The sequence below is a fragment of the Stenotrophomonas sp. YJH_SMC_131 genome, assembly GCF_059367975.1.
This window is the reverse complement of sequence record NZ_JCAFRJ010000003.1, coordinates 264,699-284,463: the sequence shown is the minus strand read 5'-3', so window position 1 is coordinate 284,463 and position 19,765 is coordinate 264,699. Positions and strand designations below refer to the sequence as shown.

The following is a 19,765-nucleotide window of genomic DNA, read 5'->3' as shown; positions in this document are numbered from 1 at the left end:
CCCCGCCCCGGCGGGGTTCGGTCTTTTTGACGCAGGGGTCTTGTACCCCGCCTTGAGCAGGCGTAGGGTCAATCGTCCGGGACGCAATGCCGCGGACCGGACGATGGGAGGGCCGGGCCGATGCAAGCAGGGCGCGAACCGCAGCAGATCGACGTGCGCAGGCCAGTGCCGCAGGTCGTTGCAGGCGTCCAGGTGGCCATCGGCCGGCGCTCCTCCATGAACAACGCCCCGTGCCTTGTGGCCGGGGCGTTCGTGTATCTGTCGAAGGAGGTCCATCATGTTTGAAGATCAGCCCCAGAGCGAGATCGACGCCCGTCGCGCGCGTGATCCGGAGTTCAGGGCACTCCATGACCAGCACCGCAAGTTGAACAAGAAGTGCATGGACGCGGAGTTGGGTGTACTCCCGATCGATGATGTCACCCTGGGTCGCATGAAGCGTGAGAAGCTGCTGGCCAAGCAACGCCTTCTGCGAATGTACGAAACACCGCTCCCAACGACGTCCCCCACGCTTTGACGCACCCCGTCGCGCCCGGAACGGCGTGACCCGGCCATCGATGGCCCCGCCGGGCGACCCCGCCCCGGCATCGCGGCACCGCCGATGAGGCGGCCGCGCCAAGGCACCACAGGCGGTGGTGCCTTGGCCAGCAGGCACAACTCACCGATGCGGGCGGTACCGGTCTCCTCGTCGATCCGGGGCCGCCCGCATCCCTTCATGGGGCAGGCGGGCGGCATGCCTGCACCGACCTGACATTCAGCGCCATCCGTCGGATAATCATCGGTCCGGCCCTGCGTGGCGCGAATCGAAAGTCCTCCGAATGCCCATCCATTCTTCCGTCCTCGAACTCATCGGCCAGACCCCGATCGTCAAGGCCCAGCGCCTGGACACCGGCGTCTGCGAGCTCTACCTGAAGCTGGAGAGCGCCAACCCGGGCGGATCGATCAAGGATCGCATCGGCCTGTCGATGATCGAGGCGGCGGAGCAGCGTGGTGACCTGAAGCCGGGCGCGACCCTGGTTGAAGGTACCGCCGGCAACACCGGCCTGGGCCTGGCGCTGGTGGCACAGCAGAAGGGCTACAAGCTGATCCTCGTCGTTCCCGACAAGATGAGCCGCGAGAAGATTTTCAACCTGAAGGCGATGGGCGCTGAAGTGCGCCTGACCCGTTCAGACGTCGCCAAGGGCCATCCGGAGTACTACCAGGACCTGGCCAAGACCATCGCCGAGCAGACCCCGGGCGCCTACTTCATCAACCAGTTCGGCAACCCGGACAACCCGGCCGCGCATGAGTTCGGCACCGGCCCGGAAATCCTCGAGCAGATGGGCGGTGACCTCGACGCCATCGTGTTCGGCTGCGGCAGCTCCGGCACCATGACCGGCCTGTCGCGCGCGTTCGCCAAGCTGTCGCCGAAGACCGAGCTGGTGCTGGCCGATCCGGTCGGCTCGATCCTGGCCGAATACATCAACGACGGCGTGCTCAACGACAAGTCGGGCAGCTGGCTGGTGGAAGGCATCGGCGAGGACTTCCTGCCCTCGATCTCCGACTTCAGCCGCGTCAAGAAGGCTTATGCGATCAGCGATGCCGAGAGCTTCCACACCGCGCGCGAGCTGCTGGGCAAGGAAGGCATCCTGGGCGGTTCGTCCACCGGCACCCTGCTGGCGGCGGCGCTGAAGTACTGCAAGGAGCAGACCACGCCGAAGAGGGTGCTGGTGCTGGTCTGCGATACCGGCAACAAGTACCTGTCGAAGATGTACAACGACTACTGGATGCTGGACAACGGCTTCCTGCAGCGCCCGCAGCACGGCGACCTGCGCGACCTGATCCTGCGCCCGTACGGCCAGCGCGACACCGTGGTGATCGGCCCGAACGACCTGCTGACCACCGCCTACCAGCGCATGAAGCTGTACGACGTCTCGCAGCTGCCGGTGATGGACGGCGAGAAGCTGGTCGGCATCGTCGACGAAAGCGACGTGCTGCTGCATGTCTATGGCGACGAGGCGCGCTTCCGCGACACCGTGGCCACCGCGATGGTCAGCAAGCTGGACCGGCTGGACGTGAAGTCGCCGATCGAGGCCCTGCTGCCGGTGTTCGACCGCGGCCAGGTGGCGATCGTGATGGACGGCGACGCCTTCCTCGGCCTGATCACCCGCATCGACCTGCTGAATTATCTGCGTCGGCGCGTTCAGTAAGGCGTTTATCGCCGCAGATCGCTGCTGAATCCCGGTTTATCCGCGTCAAAGCTCGTTAAGGCCGCGCTGATAGACTCCCGCTCCTTCGACGGCGCCGGTCATCGGCGCCAATCAGGAAACGACATGTCCAACGCTTCTTCCCCGGACCGCGCGCTGGCCCTGGCCACGCTGGCCATCCACGGCGGCCAGTCGCCCGACCCCAGCACCGGCGCGGTGATGCCGCCGATCTACGCCACTTCGACCTATGCCCAGTCCAGCCCGGGCGAGCATCAGGGCTTCGAGTACTCGCGTACCCACAACCCGACCCGGTTCGCCTATGAACGCTGCGTGGCCTCGCTGGAAGGCGGTACCCGCGGCTTTGCCTTCGCTTCGGGCATGGCGGCCAGCTCGACCGTGATCGAGCTGCTCGACGCTGGCAGCCACGTGGTGGCGATGGACGACATCTACGGCGGCAGCTTCCGCCTGTTCGAGCGCGTGCGTCGCCGCACCGCCGGGCTGGACTTCAGCTTCGTCGACCTCACCGATCTGGCGGCGTTCGAAGCCTCCATCACGTCGAAGACGAAGATGGTCTGGATCGAGACCCCGACCAACCCGATGCTGAAGATCGTCGACATCGCCGCGGTCGCCGCCATCGCCAAGCGCCATGGCCTGATCGTAGTGGTCGACAACACCTTCGCCTCGCCGATGCTACAGCGTCCGCTGGAACTGGGTGCGGACCTGGTCCTGCATTCGGCCACCAAGTATCTCAATGGCCACTCGGACATGGTCGGTGGCATGGTGGTGGTCGGCGACAACGCCGAACTGGCCGAGCAGATGGCCTTCCTGCAGAACTCGGTGGGGGGCGTGCAGGGCCCCTTCGACAGCTTCCTGGCCCTGCGCGGCCTGAAGACCCTGCCGCTGCGCATGAAGGCACACTGCGCCAACGCGCTGGCGCTGGCCCAATGGCTGGAAAAGCACCCGGCGGTGGAGAAGGTGATCTACCCGGGCCTGGCCTCGCACCCGCAGCATGAACTGGCCGGCAAGCAGATGGCCGGCTACGGCGGCATCGTCTCGATCGTGCTCAAGGGCGGGTTCGAGGCGGCCAAGCGCTTCTGCGAGAAGACCGAACTGTTCACCCTGGCCGAGTCGCTGGGCGGTGTTGAAAGCCTGGTCAACCATCCGGCGGTGATGACCCATGCCTCGATTCCGGTCGCGCGCCGCGAACAGCTGGGCATCAGCGATGCGCTGGTGCGGCTGAGCGTGGGCGTGGAGGAGCTGGGGGATCTGCAGGTGGATCTGGAGAGGGCACTTCAGTGACCGTCGGATTGTCCATGGTGTCTGACGCATGAGTGCCTCGAATCTGGCTGGTCTCATCTTCCAGCTCACCCGGCGTGAAGTCAGTGGCCGCTACAAGGGCTCAGTGCTCGGCTTGTTCTGGTCCTTCGTCAATCCGCTGTTGATGCTCAGCGTATACACGTTGTTCTTCTCGGTGATCCTGAAAGTTCGCTGGGGCGATCAGCCACAGCGTCAGGCGGATTTTGCGATCCTGTTGTTCGTCGGCCTGATCCTCCATGGATTCATCGCCGAATGCATCAACCGCGCGCCGGGATTGATCACGGGAAACGTCAACTACGTCAAGAAGGTCGTGTTCCCGATCGGCATTCTGCCGATCGTTTCCTGTTCATCGGCGCTGTTCCATTGGTTCATCAGTCTGAGCGTTCTGGCGCTTGCACTGGTGTTCGTCGGGAACGGTGTTCCGGTCACTTTTCCGTTGATTCTGGTAGTGATGGTCCCCCTGGTGCTGTATGCGCTGGGCATCAGCTGGATACTGGCGTCTGTGGGCGTTTACCTGAGGGACGTCAACCAGGTGGTGGGTGTTTTCTCGCAGATCCTGCTGTTCATTTCGCCAGTGTTCTTCCCGGTCACCAAGATTCCCGAGTACATCCGCCCGCTCTTCCTGGCCAATCCGCTTACGACGATCATCGAGCAGGCCCGTGCCGTCGCGGTGTTCGGTCAGCTGCCGGACTGGTGGCAGCTGGCGGGGCAGTTTGCTGCCGCGTCTGTGGTCTGCCTGCTGGGAATGGTCTGGTTCCGTCGCACCAAGTGTGGATTCGCTGATGTCCTTTAAGAAGGAGCTTGCACGATGAGTCGCCTGAAGCAATGGCTTCTTCGCCAGCGTTTCTTCTATGTGCTTATGGGGCTGAAGTACTACCTCGGCAACAATGTCGTTGCCCGCTTTCCGATCGAATGTGTTCGCCGGTTCTATCTGACCCGCGTGCTCAAGGTGGCGATCGGCAAGGACACGCACGTCAGCATGCGCTGGTTCGTCACTGGTTATCCGGTGCGCGCGCACGTCAGCATCGGTGACAACTGCGTGATCAACCGGGAGGTGTATCTGGATGGCCGGGTAGGCGTGGTTGTTGGAAACAACGTCAATGTTTCCTTCCAGACCTGCATCCTCAGCCTGCACCATGACCACAACGCACCGACCTTTCCCGCGATTGGCGGCGTGGTCACCATCCAGGACCATGCCTGGATCGGTGCCCGCGCCACCTTGTTGCCGGGCGTGACCATCGGCGAAGGTGCCGTGGTTGCGGCGGGTGCGGTCGTGGCACGCGACGTGGCACCGTATGAGGTGGTGGGTGGCGTACCCGCCCGAAAGATCGGTGAACGCAACCGGGATATCCAGTACCTCACCAGGTTCTCACCGTATTTTGATTCGGATATCTTCGATGAAACCGCAGGTTAAGAAACAAGTCCTCGTGTTCATGCTGGCGCCTTCGCTGCCGGCGGTGACGGGGGGCGACATCTATGCGGTGAACGCAGTTCTGCCGTTCGCCGAGGAGATCGACTACCACCTGTTCTGCTACGTCGGCGGCGACGCCGACCGACGCAAAGTCGAGCAGCATCGCGCGCTCTACGACAAAGTGTTCCGGTCGGTCCATCTCGAGCCTCGTCCGAAGATGCCGTTCGAGCTGCCCAAGGTGCAGCGAGCCCTGTCGATGGCGCGGCAGGCACTGCAGGGTCTGCCTTTCATCGATGCCAGCTACTACAGCCGCAGTGCCGTTGCGGCTGCACGTCGCATCGTCCGGGAACAGGGCATCGATGCGATCGAGGTCAACTCGACCCATCTGGCGTTCTTCCGTCGATTCTTGCCACAGGTGCCGGGCATCCTGCTGAGCCACAACATCGAAGCTGACATTTTTCCGTTCTGGATGCCGGCAGGCCTGACCGGATGGAAGCTGCGTTTCATGGAATGGGTTGCCAGCCGAAGCCGGCGAGCCGCGAAGGCTGTCGAGATCGACAATGCCTTCGGGTTCTCGGCGATGACCTTCATCTCTCGCCATGACATGTCGCGGGTTACCGACAAGGTCCCGCGCTACCTCATGCCGCTGCACTTTCCGTTGGGTACCACGCGTTTTGAAGACAAGCCGGATGATGTCTTCCACGTACTGTGGATGGGAGGCTTTGGCTGGTACCCGAATGCGGAGGCGGTGACCTGGTTTGCCGAGAAGATCCATCCGCTGCTGGCAGGCCAGTTGCAGGAGCGGAAGATTGTTCTGCACTTCTGCGGCGGCAATCCTCCGGAGGCGCTGCAGGCATTGCATGACGGGCGCAACGTTCTCGTGCATGGCTTCGTCGACGACCTGCAATCGCTGCTGGACAAAGCGCATCTGCTGATGGTGCCACTGCTGTCCGGCGGCGGCATCCGCGTCAAGATCGTCGAGGCGATGTCTGCCGGCATCCCGGTACTCAGCACCAGCAAGGGGTGCGAGGGCATCGGCGCGACCGACGGCGTGGACATCCTGGTGCGTGATGACGCAGAAGGGTTTGCCCGTACATTGCTGGAATGCGCGCAGGACCGAGCGCGACTGGCAGCTCTGTCGGCGGCAGGGCAGGATCTCATGGCGCGCGAGTATTCACAGCAGGCAAGCCTGGACGCCAAGCGAGCCGCCTATCGGCATGCGGGGGTGATGTGATGCAGGCAGCAGATACGCCGTTGACGGCTGCGCCGGTGGTTTCGGTACGTGGTGTCGGCAAGGTCTTCCGCATTTTCGACCGTCCGGCGCAGCGCCTGTTGCAGCCGGCAGCAAACCGGCTCCGGCGCCTGGTGGGCATGCAGCCGCAGCCGGCGCGCGTGTTCCATGCGTTGGACGACATCAACTTCGACATCGCGCCGGGCGAAACTGTTGGAATCATCGGCCGCAATGGCAGCGGCAAGTCGACGCTGCTGCAGATCCTGGTCGGTACGTTGCAGGCCAATACCGGCAGCGTGACCGTCAACGGGCGGGTATCGGCGCTGCTGGAACTGGGCGCTGGTTTCAACCCGGAATTCAGCGGGCGCGACAACGTCTACCTGGCAGGTGCCATCATCGGCCTGGGTTCGGCGGACATGACCCGCCTCATGCCTGAAATTGAAAAATTCGCCGATATCGGTGAATTCATCGACCAGCCTGTCAAGACCTACTCTTCTGGCATGTTCGTACGGCTCGCGTTCGCCGTGGCGATCCACGTGTCACCCGATATCCTAGTTGTGGATGAAGCGTTGGCAGTGGGCGACACCGCCTTCCAGACCAAGTGCCTTACCCGCATTCGCAAGATGCAGTCTGAAGGCGTCAGCATCATCTTGGTTACCCACTCCACCAATACCCTGCTGGAATACTGCGACCGGGGCATCTACCTGCGTCGCGGACGGGTCGTGCTGGACGGACCGTGCCGCGAGGTTGTCAAGAAGTATGCCGACGACCTGGTGGACGAAGAAGGCGGAGCCGTGATCTATGCGGACGAGGCCCTTGCCAGCTTGCAGGACGATGGCCTGCCTGCAGACGCTGCGGCATTGCCGGCAAGCGAAATCACCGGCGTGGAGATTCTCGACCTGCAGGGGCAGCCAAGGACGACGTTCGGCCATGGCGAACAAGTACTGGTGAAGGTCGCCATCCATGTACGCCGGCGTATCGAGCAGCCCTGCTATGGAATTCAGTTGAAGAGCGTGGATGACATCGCCCTGTGGGCTGGCACCACCCAGAACATGAGCCTTTCGCCGCTGCCGACGGAACCGGGCGATTATGTTTTCGACTGGCAGTTGACGTTGAATGTCACCGGCAACCGCTATGTGCTGGCACTGGGCATCGGTGACCTCGACACGGGCGAGTACCACCGTCACTCACGCGTGCCCTACGCGGGCCATGTGGATGTATTGCCTCAGCCCCATTCCGGTCATGGCTGGCTTGCTCCCGCCCCTCGCTTCACCGCACCAGTGAGAACTGCATGATGACGCACTCCAAGCCAGTATTCAGGGCCCTGGTCGTGGGTTTCTATGGGGCACCCAACGTGGGCGACGAGGTGCTGCTGGACCTGCTGGTCCGTCGCATCCGCGAACTGGGCGGCGAGCCGGTGGTTGCCAGCATCGATCCCTCGTTGACCCGCCGCATGCATGGTGTGGATGCCGTGCAGTTTGCCAATGTCGGGGACATCGCTCGTGCATTGATGCATTGCGACGTACTGGTGATGGGGGGCGGCGGCATCTTCCAGGACCATCATCCCTTCAACCTCGATGCGGTGTACCTCCCTTATGCGAACGACATTTCCGGCTATGCACGGCCGATGCTGCTCGCGCGGCAACTGGGAGTGCCGACAATCGTATGGGGGCAGGGGGTTGGGCCGCTGAGTTCAGAGGGCGCACGCACCCTGGTGCGCGAGTTGTTCCAGCATGCGGCCGCCGTATCCGTGCGGGATGAATCATCCAAGGCACTGCTGCGCCAGATCGGCGTGGATCGGGATATCCTCGTTGCCGCCGATCCGGGATGGTTGTTCCGCCGCTATCACCCATTGCCGGCGCAACAGGCCGCGCACGATGCAGGCCAGCCGCAGAACAAGGTACTGGCGGTGGTGGTGCGTGAATGGGACAAGGGGCAGTGGAAAACGTCCCTGGTGGAGGCGTTGCGCACTGCAGTTCCTGCAGGATGGCGGATCCAATGGGTGGCGTTCCAGGCCCATACCGAAGGCAGTGGCGCGACGTCCGACCTGCCCTTGATCGAATCGCTGCGCCAGCAGCTACCCGGGCGCAGCAATGATGAACTGATCGCACCGGCAACAACGGATGCGACCTGGCAGACAATCGCCAGCGCTGACGCGGTGCTGTCCATGCGCCTGCATGCCAGTATCCTTGCCCTGCTGGCCGGCAAGCCCACCGCAGGCCTTGAGTACGACGACAAGCTGTCGCATGCCCATGCGATGGCTGGAATGCCGTCGATTCTGAGGCTGTCGACCGACGATGGCCCGGAGCGCTTCGTGCAGGCGATCGAATCGCTGGTCACCGAAGCCTGGCGGCCGGATCCGCAGGTGGTGGACAGCCTGGAAGTGTCCGCCAGCGCGCACCTGCAGCTGCTCGACGGCTGCTCCTCCCTGCCGCCGGTGCCCCTTCGCTTCGACGCAACCTCCACAGACTGGTTGTCACTGTGGTTGCAACAGGCACTGGTCGAGCTTGAACAGACCCGGCAGCAGAGCCAACGCGCCCACGATCTACTGCTGTTCCGGGACCATCAGCTTGCCGTGCAGACGACGCAGAACACAAACCTGACGCAGCAACTTGTCGAGAAGCAAAAGAAGATGAATGAAGACATGGTCCGCCTGGATGCGGCTCAAGGCCAGCTGCAGGAGAATGCGCAGGCATTGCAGCAGATCAGGCAGGAAAGTGCGCAGGCACTGGAGCAGATCAAGGAGGAAAGTGCGCAGGCACTGCAGCAGGTCAAGGAGGAAAGTGCGCAGATGCTGCAGCAGATCCAGCAGCAGTTGGCAGGCAAGCAGGCCTATATTGATGACAAGGAGGTCTACATTGCGATCCTGCTGCAGCAAATCGAACAGGTGCAGGCCGAGCTGGCGCGCAGCCGTCAGGAGACCGCAGATGCGCTGAATCTCTGGCGTCGCCTGCGTAGGTTCCTGCAGTTGCTTCGCCGCGATCTGGTGCGCCTGCTGGCCGCCCCCTTCAAGTTGGCTTCGGTCTGGAGGCGGCACGGGTTGAAGGTCGCACTGCAACAGATCCCGCGACGCATGAAGACGCTGGGTGTTCCTCAGACCGCTGCCACGCAACAGATGGCGGAACCGCCACCGCCGATGGTGCGACCGGTTCGCCGCGAACGCCTGCTGGTGATCGCCAACACGTTGACCACCGACGGCTGGCCCAACCGGGCGATGCACTTCGCGAAGGCGGGCGATCGTGCCGGCTTCTTCGTGCGCATCACCGCGGTGGATGGAAGTGCCTGGCCGGACGATGGCAGCGGCCTGCCGGCGCGTCTCGCTGTCGATGCGCACGCCTGGCTGCAGGAAGTGCGTGCCGAGGGTACTCGCGTTCTGCTTGCCGATGCATCGCCGGAGGCGCTGGGCCTGGCCCGGTCGGCACGTGAACGCGGTGCCGAAGTGATCGTCGACCTCGCTGCACTCGGTGCGGATTCTCTCTCCGCGGAACTGCGCGTCCTTACTGATCGCGTTGTCACCGGAACCCCGGAGCAGAAGGTCGATGGCCTGCCGTCGCGCTTCCTGGGCGCGGCTGGAGACAATGAAATCTTCGACTCCTACCGCAGTCATGGGCTGCCGCAGGCATATGAGGACGGGCGACAACATGTCCTGTTCGTTGTCCTCGGCGGAGACGGCGACGCCTGGCTTGATGCCGCGCTGAAGTCGTCCCCCGATCTCGTTTTCCATGTCACGGGAATGAACGTGGATGGCCGCGACAGCCGCCAGGTACGTGCCCTCGATTGGTCGTGGCAGCCGCAGCAGATGGCTCCGCTGATCGCCGGCGCGCATGCGGTTGTCATCGTCGGCGGGGCCGGGGACCGCACGCGCCTTGCCGACCTGTCAATGGCGGCGCTGCTGCTGGAGAAGCCGGTGTTTGTCGATGCGCTGCCGTCATTCGCACCGTCGCCCAACCTGCATCGGGTGGATGCCGTGCAGCTTTCCGCACAGCTGGCCGGCGCCACTGCGTCGGAAGACTACGCATCCATCGCCCGCCACGCCTGGCTGGGCCATGTCGAGCAGTTGATGCAACCGGAGTATCCGCTGTCGGTAAGCGTGGTTGTGCTGATCCACAACAACCGCCGCATCATTGAGCGCTGCGTGAGCACGTTGCTGGAGCACGCCGGGGAATGGCTGCAGGAAATCGTGGTTGTCGATAACCAGTCCAGCGATGGCGGCGCCGAACTGGTTGAATCGCTGTACGCAGGGCATGCCAAGGTGAAGCTTGTGCGCAACAGTGAGAATGGATGCTCCTCGGGTCGCAACCTGGGCGTCAAGCATTCCACCGGCCGTTATATTGCGTTCTTCGACTCCGACCAGTGGTTGACCTCTCCGTCCTGCTTCAGTGAAGCCGTGAACATCCTGGCGGCCAACCCCGGTGTCGGCACCATCGGCTGGAATGCAGGATGGTTCGACGCCACGCGTGATGACCTGGGTGGACCCATCTCCGACTACCTTCCCAATCGCGGCATGAACAACGAGGCCCGCATCAAGGGATACCGCGATGACGTGGGTTTCCTGGGGACCAGCTGCATGTTCATTGCCCGTGACCTGTTCGAGCGTCTGGAAGGCTTCGATGTGTTCTACGACCCTACGTGCTTCGAAGACACGGACATCTGCTTCCAGGTGAAGAAGGCTGGTTATTCGGTGGCGTTCCGTGACCTGGCCGGTGTCCGTCACCAGCCGCACCAGACTACCGGCGCCAGCGAGGGCAGCGAGCGCTACAAGCAGCTGTTCAACCGCAACGCAGCCTACTTCCGCGACAAGTGGAAGGGGTATCCGGAGTTCTTCGTGGACCTCAAGTCCTGGCATTGAGCGAGGCAGAGACTGCAATGGGGTGGGGCAAGGTCAAGCGACGGCTGCTGGAAGCCATGCTGATGTTCGGCCCTGGGTTGTACAGTCGCTGGTCGATGTCACGGTCCACAGGAACACCCGCGGAGGTTCCGTCGACGGAACGCCCGCGGGTGCTCCTCGTGGACCATGATTTTCCCGAGATTGACCGTGATGCGGGATCGCGCGCGATCTCATGCTTCGCTGACCTGTTGGTCGATGCCGGCATGGAGGTCGTCTTCTGGTCGGCAACGATTGAGCCCTCCGCAGCTGGGAGAGCTGCCCTTGAAGGGAGAGGCATCACCCCATTGAGTCGACGGGAAACGGGGGCACTGGACGGATGGTTGGCGACGTTCGGAGGAAGTTTCATCGGGTCGGTGTCAAGCCGCCCACTGATCGCGGCCATGTATCTACCGGTCCTGCGCGCGGCGATTGCCGGTACTCATCTCTATTACGGGCACGACATCCACTATCTGCGGTTGCAGTTGATGCGTGCTACGTCCAAGGCCACCCTTGCCGATCATTGGCAGTGTCTGTTGATGAGAGTGGTGGAACAGCGGGCGTGGAGAAATGCCGACGTAGTTCTGTATCCCTCTAAAGATGAGGCTGAAACAGTGAACCGTTACCTTGCTGATCGCGGCTTGGCCGGGAACGGCGAGATGTTCCCGCTGTGGACCGTGGATGCAGGATCCATGCAGCACACGCCCGGCCCGGGCAAAAGATCGGGATTGCTGTTCGTTGGCAGCATGGCGCATGCACCAAACGCAGATGGTCTGGACTGGTTTCTGCACAAGGTGCTGCCCTTGCTTCAGCGGGGGGGACAGGCGCCGGTCCTCACCGTGGTGGGCTCCGGTATGGAGAACTACCGTGTGCCCCAGCATGCCTCTGACACGGTGCGTATTCTCGGTCGCATCGATGATGCTGCATTGGAGCGCTGTTACGCGTCTACGCGCCTGGTCATCGCGCCGTTGCGTTTCGGCGGCGGGGTCAAGGGGAAGGTGATCGAGGCAATAGGGCAGGGTGTTCCAATCATCTTGACCGGTGCGGCCGCGCAGGGCCTGGCTGGAGTCGAGGATATACTGCCGACTACCGATGACCCGTCGAAGTTTGCTGCTGCCATCCAGGCGCTGGATCAAGACGACCAGGCTTGGTCAGCCGCGTCTACCAAGGCGCGCCTGTTCCTGGCGGAACACTATGACCATCGTCAATTCGTGCAAAGGCTCAGGCACCTGCTGCTGCATTCCTGATCGGGAGTGAAGTCCTGTGATGCACGAGACTGTCCATGGGGCAATGTTCCCTATCGCTCGCTGGATCGGCTGCAGGTAGCCGCGCGGGCCTGCCCAACCATGCCGTTGGCTCACAAAGGATTGGCTTGGCCATCATCCAGTCGAGTAGCATTCCGCACGGGATACGACGTCTTCAGGGCAGTCAAAGAGCCGATTGGGCCCGTTCACGGCCATCGGTACCTCGGCCTGGATGATGCTAGGCCGGTCAAATTCAGTTGGGCGAATCTGGAGTTAGGGGAAGATATGGATTGGAGTAACTTGGCTGGGCGGGCGCGGTCGCAGCTGCACTCGATGTGCACTGATGCCCCGAGCCATGGCGGATTCAAGATGGTGGCTGCGCTTCTGTCCATGCTGCTCGTGGCATCCGCTTATAGCCAACTATCGAATCTGCATGTGTTCGGTCACGATGAAGTTCACTATAACCACTATTTCCAGCTGAAGCTGTTGCAGGATGGCCGGTGGCTGAACTACATCTTCAAGGATGTGCTTGTCAGTATTGACGCGTCGGCTTGGTTCGCCGCGTATATCGCCGCACATCTTTTGCTGGTCTATCGCATTGCGCGCCGCGCAGGCCTGTCGGTTGCACTGGCACTGATCATTTCGGCCGTCGTTTCGATCTCTCCGCCAGTCGTGGAACAAAGCATGTGGCCGGCCACTGCGTTCTCGGCAGTTGCAGTCCTGATCCTGGCCGAGGTGGTCACGCGGCGAGTGGCGATAGCACCGGTTGCGGTCTATGCGGCGCTCGGGATCCTTCTGTTCGGGACGATGCAGAGCTACTACTTCCTGGTCCCGCTCCTGTTCATCGGCGAATTCGCGTCCGAACAGCGGAGTGCTCGGGATCGATGGAGGTTGTGGTTGCAACACACGCTCAGCTGGGTGGGAGGGGCGGTACTCGGCGCTTTGGTCATGTCGATGATGCTGCTGCTGCTGGCAGGGCATTTCGGTCCGCAGGTGGATGACTGGCGATCGCCACATCCGGCCAAGGATCTTCCCTCTTTATGGCAGAACGTAAGCTACGTCATTGGATCATTCGGGAAGTGTGTAGCTTCCATTGGCAAGGCCTCGAACCTGGATGGTTGGTTGCTGTTGGCAACCGTGCTGCTGCTCGTTCCATTCGCCGTTCGCCGGAAGGGTTCAATCCAGATCCTGTTGACGCTCGCAATGGTCGCTGCGGCGTTCCACGCATTCTCTATTCCGTTGGCACCAGTAATTACCACGCGCAGCCTGATCGCGCTGGTACTTGGACTGGCGCTGTTTTTCGGCCTTCTTGGAGGCGGGAATCGTATCTCACGGGCGGTCGTATTCCTCCTCCTGCTGGCGGGCGGTATTGGATTCCAGGCACAGGCCCGTACGTTCCTCCAGACCCAGGTGGAAACGACCTCCTTCCTGTTTGAGAAGATCCACACGCTATTGCCATTGCCGGCAGACCGGTATTCAGTACTGGCGGTTTCCGGCCGCATGCCGGGTGGCAAAGAGCCAGCTGCCACTTTCAACAACGAATACTTGATGAATTCGGTGGTGGTGGCTACCGGGGCCAGGAGTTTTGTTGATTGCCGGACGCACGAGGCAGAAGTGTGCGCGATGGCGGTGGAAGGTGACGCCGTGAATGAAACCGGGCTGGGTGAAGGGCGACTGAGGCTCTTCCAGGATGCAAAGGGTGGCGCGGTCATCGTCTATAGCGATGACTGATCAGGCGCCGCCAGTGCGCCCGGCCCGACGTAGATCGCAGCGGCTCCCGTGCAAGGAGGTCATCGCCATTTCCTTGCTGGGGCAGCATCGTGGTGGTTTGCCGCGCTGATCTCTATCCCGCCTCGCCGGACTTTTCTCCGGCGAGGCCAGTGATACGGAGGCGACCCCATCCAGGTCCCTCCATGCAGATCATTCAGATCTGCTTCCGGTAATGTGCGTACGCTGCAACGAGCATGTCCTCGTCATTGCGTGTGGGATGCCAATCCAGAACTTCCTGCGTAGGTGCAATGTCGACCACGTAGTTGATGTCGGCGATCTGATACTGCTCCCGATGCAGCAGCGGTTTGCCCAGCTTTTCCAGAAGCGACAGGGTCATCTTCAACGGCTTGGCGGGTACCGGCACTACAATCGAGCGCGAGCCGATACGCTTGATCGTATTGCGCAGCAACTGGCGAACTGGTGGTGCATCGCCCGATCCCAAGCTCAGTGCGACGGCGGGGAATCCCTTCTCGACCGCAGCAAGAATTGCGCTGACGACATCCTCCACGGCGATCATCTGGTAGCGGTTCCGACCGCTGCCGATGGTTGGCACGGGAAGGCCAAGGTCCATCAGCCGGAACAGCTTGATCAGGATGCCAAAGCGTCCGGGGCCCACAATCATGCGTGGACGCAGGACGGTAATCAGGTAGCCCTCGGTTCGTGCTTGTTCGCACAGCTGTTCCGACGCCGCTTTGCTGCGTCCATACGGCCCCAACGGGTTGCGTCGGTGCGTTGGAGGTACAGGCAGCGATTCCGGCAGCCCGTACACCATGTCCGTGCTGGTATAGATCAAGCGTGGCTGGCGCAGTTTACGCATCCACTTCAGTACATTGGCTGTACCGGTAACGTTGACCTCGGCGAACCAGGCGTCCTGTTCTTTTGCCGGCACGGCGTTATGGAATTGCCTTGCCGCAAGATGGTGGACGACATCACCTTCATCCAATGGCACGCGCGACAGCGCCGCAGTATCCAGAATATCCAGCTGGTGATGGACGACCCTGCCGGAGAATTCTGCAGGCAGAGGCAGCAGGTCAACGGTCTGAACCTGCTGGCCCTGTGCAAGGAGGGTCCGGACGAGATGCGATCCGGTGAAGCCTGAGCCACCAATGACAATATGCTTGGTCACGGCTCAGCCCCCACGCGCGACGAGAACGACGCCAGCACAGATCAGCGCGATTCCAGCCAGCTTCATTACGCTGACCGGTTCACGGAAGAACAGATATGCAGCACCAACGACAATCACGTATCCCACGCTCAGGAAGGGATAAGCGAAACTCACCTGGACCTTGGAGAGGACGTACATCCAAAGCACGATGCTGATCGCATAGCACGACAGTCCGCTGAAGACCCACGGATTGAGGACAACGCGGATGGCGCCCTGTGCGAGCTCAAGCACGCCCTGGTTGGTCACCAGCGAAACATTCGGCATGCCTTTGCGAAGGAAAAGCTGCGCACTCGCATTGAGGGCTACGGAGAACAGAATGAGTGGGATGAATTTGAGATACATGCGATCAACTTTGGAATGATGAGGAGGCATTACCAGTGGCGTGTCGCCGCCATTACGATGATCAGCCCGGCGATGCCGACGCCCTGGCTGACGCGGTCGCGCGCTGCGAACACGATGGGGTCATCATGCATGTCGCCCCGGTGGGCGACAAACCAGGCACGGCTGATCCAGTACAGCAGCACAGGACAGAGCAGCCACAGCACTTGGGGCGTGGCGTACAGTCTGAGGCTGTCAGGGCTGTTGATGTAGAGGGCGAAGACCAGAACGCCGATGTAGCCCGCAGCTGTCCCGAATGACTGCACCAGCGGCAGATCGGCCACGGAATATCCGCGACCGGAGGCTTTCTGCTTTCCCTGCGTTGCAGCCGCGGTTAGTTCGGTATAGCGCTTGAGAAGGGCAAGGCTGAGGAAAATGAACATCGAGAACGCGAGCAGCCAGAATGACCGTGGCGAATCGATTGCAAAAGCGCCGCCGATGATCCGCACGGTGTAAAGCGCCGCCAACACCACGACATCGATCATCACGATGCGCTTGAGCGTGAACGAATAGGCCAGGGTCGTGATGAAGTAGATCAGCAGGACCAGTGCAAACGCAGGACTTGTCCACAGCGCCAGTGCGAAACCGGCCAGTGTCAACAAGGGGGTGGCGACCAGGCCATGAAACAGGGGCAAGGTCCCGGCCGCGAATGGTCGCTTCCGCTTCCGTGGATGCTGCCGGTCTGGCGCCAGATCCAGCAGGTCGTTCAGCAGGTAAACGCCGGATGCGCACAGGCCGAAGGCAAGGAAGGCGAGCGCCGCGTTTACTACGGCTTCTGGTTCGAACAGACGGTGCGCGGTAAGCAGTGGAACCAGTACCAGAAGGTTCTTCAGCCACTGGTACAGCCGCAGGGCCTTGATCCAGGTGCGGAGCCCTCCGGGCTGTCCAGGCAGGTGGTCGATCAACCGGGTTTGCGCGCGGGCCTGGTTTGCCAGCGATCCGGTGGCGTTGACGACGACAGCACCTGCGGCGTGCTTCCAGACCGGCAGGTCAACGCGGTGGTTGCCAAGATAGTCGAACCCCCGTTCCCCATAGCGCTCGACAAGGGCTTCAGCCTTGGCGTGCCCGGCCAGATTGCGGGCCCCATCGCTGGCGATGACCTCGTCAAAAACGCCGAGATGATCGGCGATCGGCTGGACCAACAGCCGGTCCGAGGCGGTGCACAGGACACGCGGACGCTGCGGTGTCGCGCGCAGCATGGCCACGACACGCTCATCGTATGGCAGGGTTTCAACCTGCAAGGCCACCCGGGAAGCGAGCTGGCGCTTAACATAGGCCTTGCCGCGCAGCAGCCAGAACGGTACCAGCAAAGCAAACAGCGGGTTGCGCGCCAGCAGGGCCAGCAGTGATTCGTACAGCAGGTCGCTACGCAGCAGCGTCCCGTCCAGATCGACGCACAGGGCTGCTCCCGGCGTCAACTCACCGGATCCAGCCGGTACATCATTGTGATGCGACATATGCCGCAGTTCCCCTCATCCAATAGTGCGGGGAGTATACGAGGGGGAGTTACATTGCGACAGATTCAGGTACCAGCGCGGGGGCGTGAAGGCAGCGCATCCCGGGACAGGCTGGAGCAGCCGGTTGAGTCGTCGCAGCCGGGGCCAAGTGCAGACGGTGCAGGGTAATCAGCTCGCAGTCCTCCGTAGCGCAGGTCGTTTGTCCAGGCACCAGCGTCAAGGTGAGCTGCCCGCCGGCGGCGCTGGACAGGCCTGCCAGGTCGATGGGGTATTCACGCGTCCCTGCTTCGATCTGAAGCAAGCCGAGCGGGGCGTCGTTGGCCAGCACCGTGAGCTCGCGAGGTGACTGCGCCGACAGTGAAAGGACTGCCTGCAGCCGGGCGGGCTCGGATGGCAGGCGCAGTCGTAGCGAGGCGGCCGCGCCACGAACGCTGCGCCCTTGGGGAGAGGGACCGTGCCAGCCACAGGAAATGAAACGATTGCTGGCATCGGCGCTGAAATCCACCGACGATCCCACAGGCAGTGCCTCGTAGGCAGGCAGCAGGGTATAGCCATCCAGTCGCACCGCAGCGTCTGGCGATACGCCGACACGGACTTCAGCCAGGGGCAGGTCTTCAGGGAATACATACCTGGCTTCCAGCATCGTCCCGTCACGTCCATCGGCCGTGTCCAGCAGCGCATGGCGGTCGTAGGTCTGTGCCCCGTAACTGGCAACGACGTCGGCCCAGGCACCGTTGGCGGGGTGGGCCACGCCCTGCAGGCTGAGGGTGTAGTTGCCTGCGCACAGATCCTGGTAGGCGCCATAGGCCAAGGTCCCTTCCGCACCCTGCGAGAACAGCTTTCCATCCATCGCTTCACCGACGATCGTATGGCTCGCATCGAAGTGGGTGCGGATGATGAAATCGTTGCGCAGCTGGGATGCCGGGGGCGCTTCGCGTGCAGCCTGCAGCAGTTCCGGCACCAACGCGCCGGCCTTGAGCGATTGTTGTGACACCACGCGAGCCGTTCCGTCAGCGCTCCCCCACAGGCACCACTCATCGGCGGGCTGTCGTTCGTCGAACGCAAAGCAACGATCAATGTAGAGGACCTGCTGGGAATCACCGCCGGCCAGAAGGTGGCCAGAGCGGATGCCGTTCGTGCCAAGCTGGGCAATTCGGCCGCGGTCATCGGCAGCGATGGCCAAGGGCGGAGTCAGCGTCTGCTTACCCAACTGGATGACGCCATCCACCAACTGCAGGTGATCGTCGATCCGGCCCAGCTCCCATAGCGTGCTGGAATAGGCCATGAAACCTGGCAGGTGGTCCTCGCTGGCATCTGGTTCCCGACCGGGTCGGACACTCAATGAAGTACCTGCGCCCTTCACGGAAAGCTGTGAGCGGCCAAAGCCGAGTGCCACTCCCCCTTGCAGGGCATCAAGCAGTGAGGCGCCCGTATCGAGGGTGGTCGCGGGTCGATCAACCTGCCTCGCGCGCAGGTCGCTGCCGAACATGAGAAGAAGGTTGCTGCGATCAGCATCTCGCAACAGGTCGGCAATGTCGTTGGGCAGGGCCAGATGGTCCGATGCAACAACAATGATTGTATTGCGAGCGTAGGGACTGGCGCGGATGCGGCGTACGAAATCAGCAACCAGTCGGTCCGAGCAATGGATTGCGTCGAGCATCGGCCTGCGCTGGCCAAGCCCCTCATAGGCGACATCGAGGCAGGCATGGGGGATGTGTCCGCTTGGATGATGTGTATCCAGAGTCAGGCCGACGAGGGCGAAAGGCGTGGTCTGCTGCGAGAGCGCAGCGAAGCGGTCCCAGAGCGCATCCAACAGGACATCATCGTGGACGCCCCATGGCGAGAAACGGTTGTCGCCCAGCTTCAGGCTCTTGAAATAGGAGCGATCGCGTACCGTGCCGAAGCCGTGGCTGGCGAGGAACTGTCCCTTTCCAGCGAAATCAGAAGCGGCGCCACCGATGAACTCGACGTCGTATCCGCGCTCGCGCAGGTGATCGGTCAGGCAGTACGCGCCAGGCAGGAAGCGGCCGATGCTTGCATAGCCATTGGCGTCCTGGCTGAGGGAAAGGGGGACGCCGCACAGGGAACTGACCATGCCGGCGATCGTCCACGTGCCGCCTTCGCGCGAGTCCACGTGCCGGAAATCCACGGCCTCGCTGCGCAGCTTGTTCAACTCTGGCGCAAGGCCAGGGAATCGCGACTCATCGAGATAGGTGCGCTCGAAGCTTTCGGCGTAGAGAATCACCACGTTGCGGTGATTCCCGAGCGGGGCGTCGGGACGTACGTACTGGTCCCCTTGTGCCGGTGCAAGACGTGCCTGCCGATCCTGGCGTACCAGTGTCGCGACGTCGTAGACGATCGGATTGAAAACCAGCGTCGCCAGCAGAGAAGCCGCGAACAGGGGACCGGCGGGTGCCCACCTCCGTGCCGAATGCAGGCGGGGCATGAAAGCGAGGGCCAGGCATGCCACCAGTGCTGCCGAAAGCAGGCCGATGGGCAAGCTGAAATCAGCGGCGCCTGCGCCGCGCATGCCTGCGCGCAGATGATAGATCACGGCGTAATCGATGCCGTTGCCACTGAGTGCATCAATGAAAAGCCAGATCGCCAGCAGTGCTCCGCAGAGCGCAGTGACCAGCAGCTTCCATCGCTGTCCATGTGTGCAATGTCGCGCAAGCAACGCGAGCATTCCGATCCATGCCGCAAAAAACAGGCATTTCATCGCCATCTGCATTCTCTCCCTCCGGT

The 19,765-nt window shown here is 62.2% G+C and carries 14 protein-coding genes; 10 read left to right on the top strand and 4 right to left on the bottom strand.

Annotated elements, in window-relative coordinates:
• Positions 1-277: 277 nt before the first annotated feature.
• The 10 genes from AC5P56_RS08675 (at position 278) to AC5P56_RS08630 (ending at position 13,981) form a co-directional block, all read left to right on the top strand.
• Positions 278-514, top strand: a complete 237-nt coding sequence (locus AC5P56_RS08675) for an HP1242/YdcH family protein (RefSeq protein WP_005407964.1) — start codon at positions 278-280, stop codon at positions 512-514.
• A gap of 301 nt (positions 515-815) precedes the next feature.
• Positions 816-2,186 carry a pyridoxal-phosphate dependent enzyme gene (locus tag AC5P56_RS08670; protein WP_014645842.1) on the top strand — a complete coding sequence of 457 codons (1,371 nt, stop codon included), beginning with the start codon at positions 816-818 and terminating at the stop codon, positions 2,184-2,186.
• Between the two features lie 123 nt (positions 2,187-2,309).
• Positions 2,310-3,482, top strand: coding sequence for a cystathionine gamma-synthase (locus tag AC5P56_RS08665; protein ID WP_053494788.1), 1,173 nt, complete (start codon positions 2,310-2,312; stop codon positions 3,480-3,482).
• A gap of 28 nt (positions 3,483-3,510) precedes the next feature.
• A complete protein-coding gene (locus AC5P56_RS08660) occupies positions 3,511-4,293 on the top strand; it encodes an ABC transporter permease (RefSeq protein WP_053494789.1) in 783 nt (260 codons plus the stop codon).
• Between the two features lie 15 nt (positions 4,294-4,308).
• On the top strand, positions 4,309-4,914 hold the full coding sequence (locus AC5P56_RS08655; protein ID WP_069118025.1) for an acyltransferase: 606 nt from the start codon (positions 4,309-4,311) through the stop codon (positions 4,912-4,914).
• On the top strand, positions 4,898-6,145 hold the full coding sequence (locus AC5P56_RS08650) for a glycosyltransferase (RefSeq protein ID WP_053494791.1): 1,248 nt from the start codon (positions 4,898-4,900) through the stop codon (positions 6,143-6,145). Before AC5P56_RS08655 ends, AC5P56_RS08650 begins: the two co-directional genes overlap by 17 nt.
• The gene (locus AC5P56_RS08645; RefSeq protein ID WP_053494792.1) at positions 6,145-7,437 is read left to right on the top strand and encodes an ABC transporter ATP-binding protein; all 1,293 of its coding nucleotides are present in this window, start codon (positions 6,145-6,147) and stop codon (positions 7,435-7,437) included. The genes AC5P56_RS08650 and AC5P56_RS08645 overlap by 1 nt, the downstream gene beginning before the upstream one ends.
• Positions 7,434-10,991 carry a polysaccharide pyruvyl transferase family protein gene (locus tag AC5P56_RS08640; RefSeq protein ID WP_495231541.1) on the top strand — a complete coding sequence of 1,186 codons (3,558 nt, stop codon included), beginning with the start codon at positions 7,434-7,436 and terminating at the stop codon, positions 10,989-10,991. The genes AC5P56_RS08645 and AC5P56_RS08640 overlap by 4 nt, the downstream gene beginning before the upstream one ends.
• A 149-nt stretch (positions 10,992-11,140) precedes the next feature.
• On the top strand, positions 11,141-12,253 hold the full coding sequence (locus AC5P56_RS08635; protein ID WP_288496495.1) for a glycosyltransferase: 1,113 nt from the start codon (positions 11,141-11,143) through the stop codon (positions 12,251-12,253).
• Positions 12,254-12,619: 366 nt separating this feature from the next.
• A complete protein-coding gene (locus AC5P56_RS08630) occupies positions 12,620-13,981 on the top strand; it encodes a glucosyltransferase domain-containing protein (RefSeq protein WP_188239221.1) in 1,362 nt (453 codons plus the stop codon).
• A 193-nt stretch (positions 13,982-14,174) separates the two neighbouring features.
• Here AC5P56_RS08630 and AC5P56_RS08625 read toward each other — a convergent pair whose 3' ends face one another.
• From AC5P56_RS08625 to AC5P56_RS08610, 4 genes are all read right to left on the bottom strand, one after another.
• The gene (locus tag AC5P56_RS08625; protein WP_069118022.1) at positions 14,175-15,146 is read right to left on the bottom strand and encodes an NAD-dependent epimerase/dehydratase family protein; all 972 of its coding nucleotides are present in this window, start codon (positions 15,144-15,146) and stop codon (positions 14,175-14,177) included.
• A gap of 3 nt (positions 15,147-15,149) precedes the next feature.
• Positions 15,150-15,527 (bottom strand): SMR family transporter, encoded by a 378-nt coding sequence (locus tag AC5P56_RS08620; RefSeq protein ID WP_053494798.1) that lies wholly within the window; start codon positions 15,525-15,527, stop codon positions 15,150-15,152.
• A 29-nt stretch (positions 15,528-15,556) separates the two neighbouring features.
• On the bottom strand, positions 15,557-16,963 hold the full coding sequence (locus tag AC5P56_RS08615) for a UbiA family prenyltransferase (protein ID WP_288496539.1): 1,407 nt from the start codon (positions 16,961-16,963) through the stop codon (positions 15,557-15,559).
• Positions 16,964-17,069: 106 nt separating this feature from the next.
• A complete protein-coding gene (locus AC5P56_RS08610; RefSeq protein ID WP_288496494.1) occupies positions 17,070-19,751 on the bottom strand; it encodes a sulfatase-like hydrolase/transferase in 2,682 nt (893 codons plus the stop codon).
• Between the last annotated feature and the right edge of the window lie 14 nt (positions 19,752-19,765).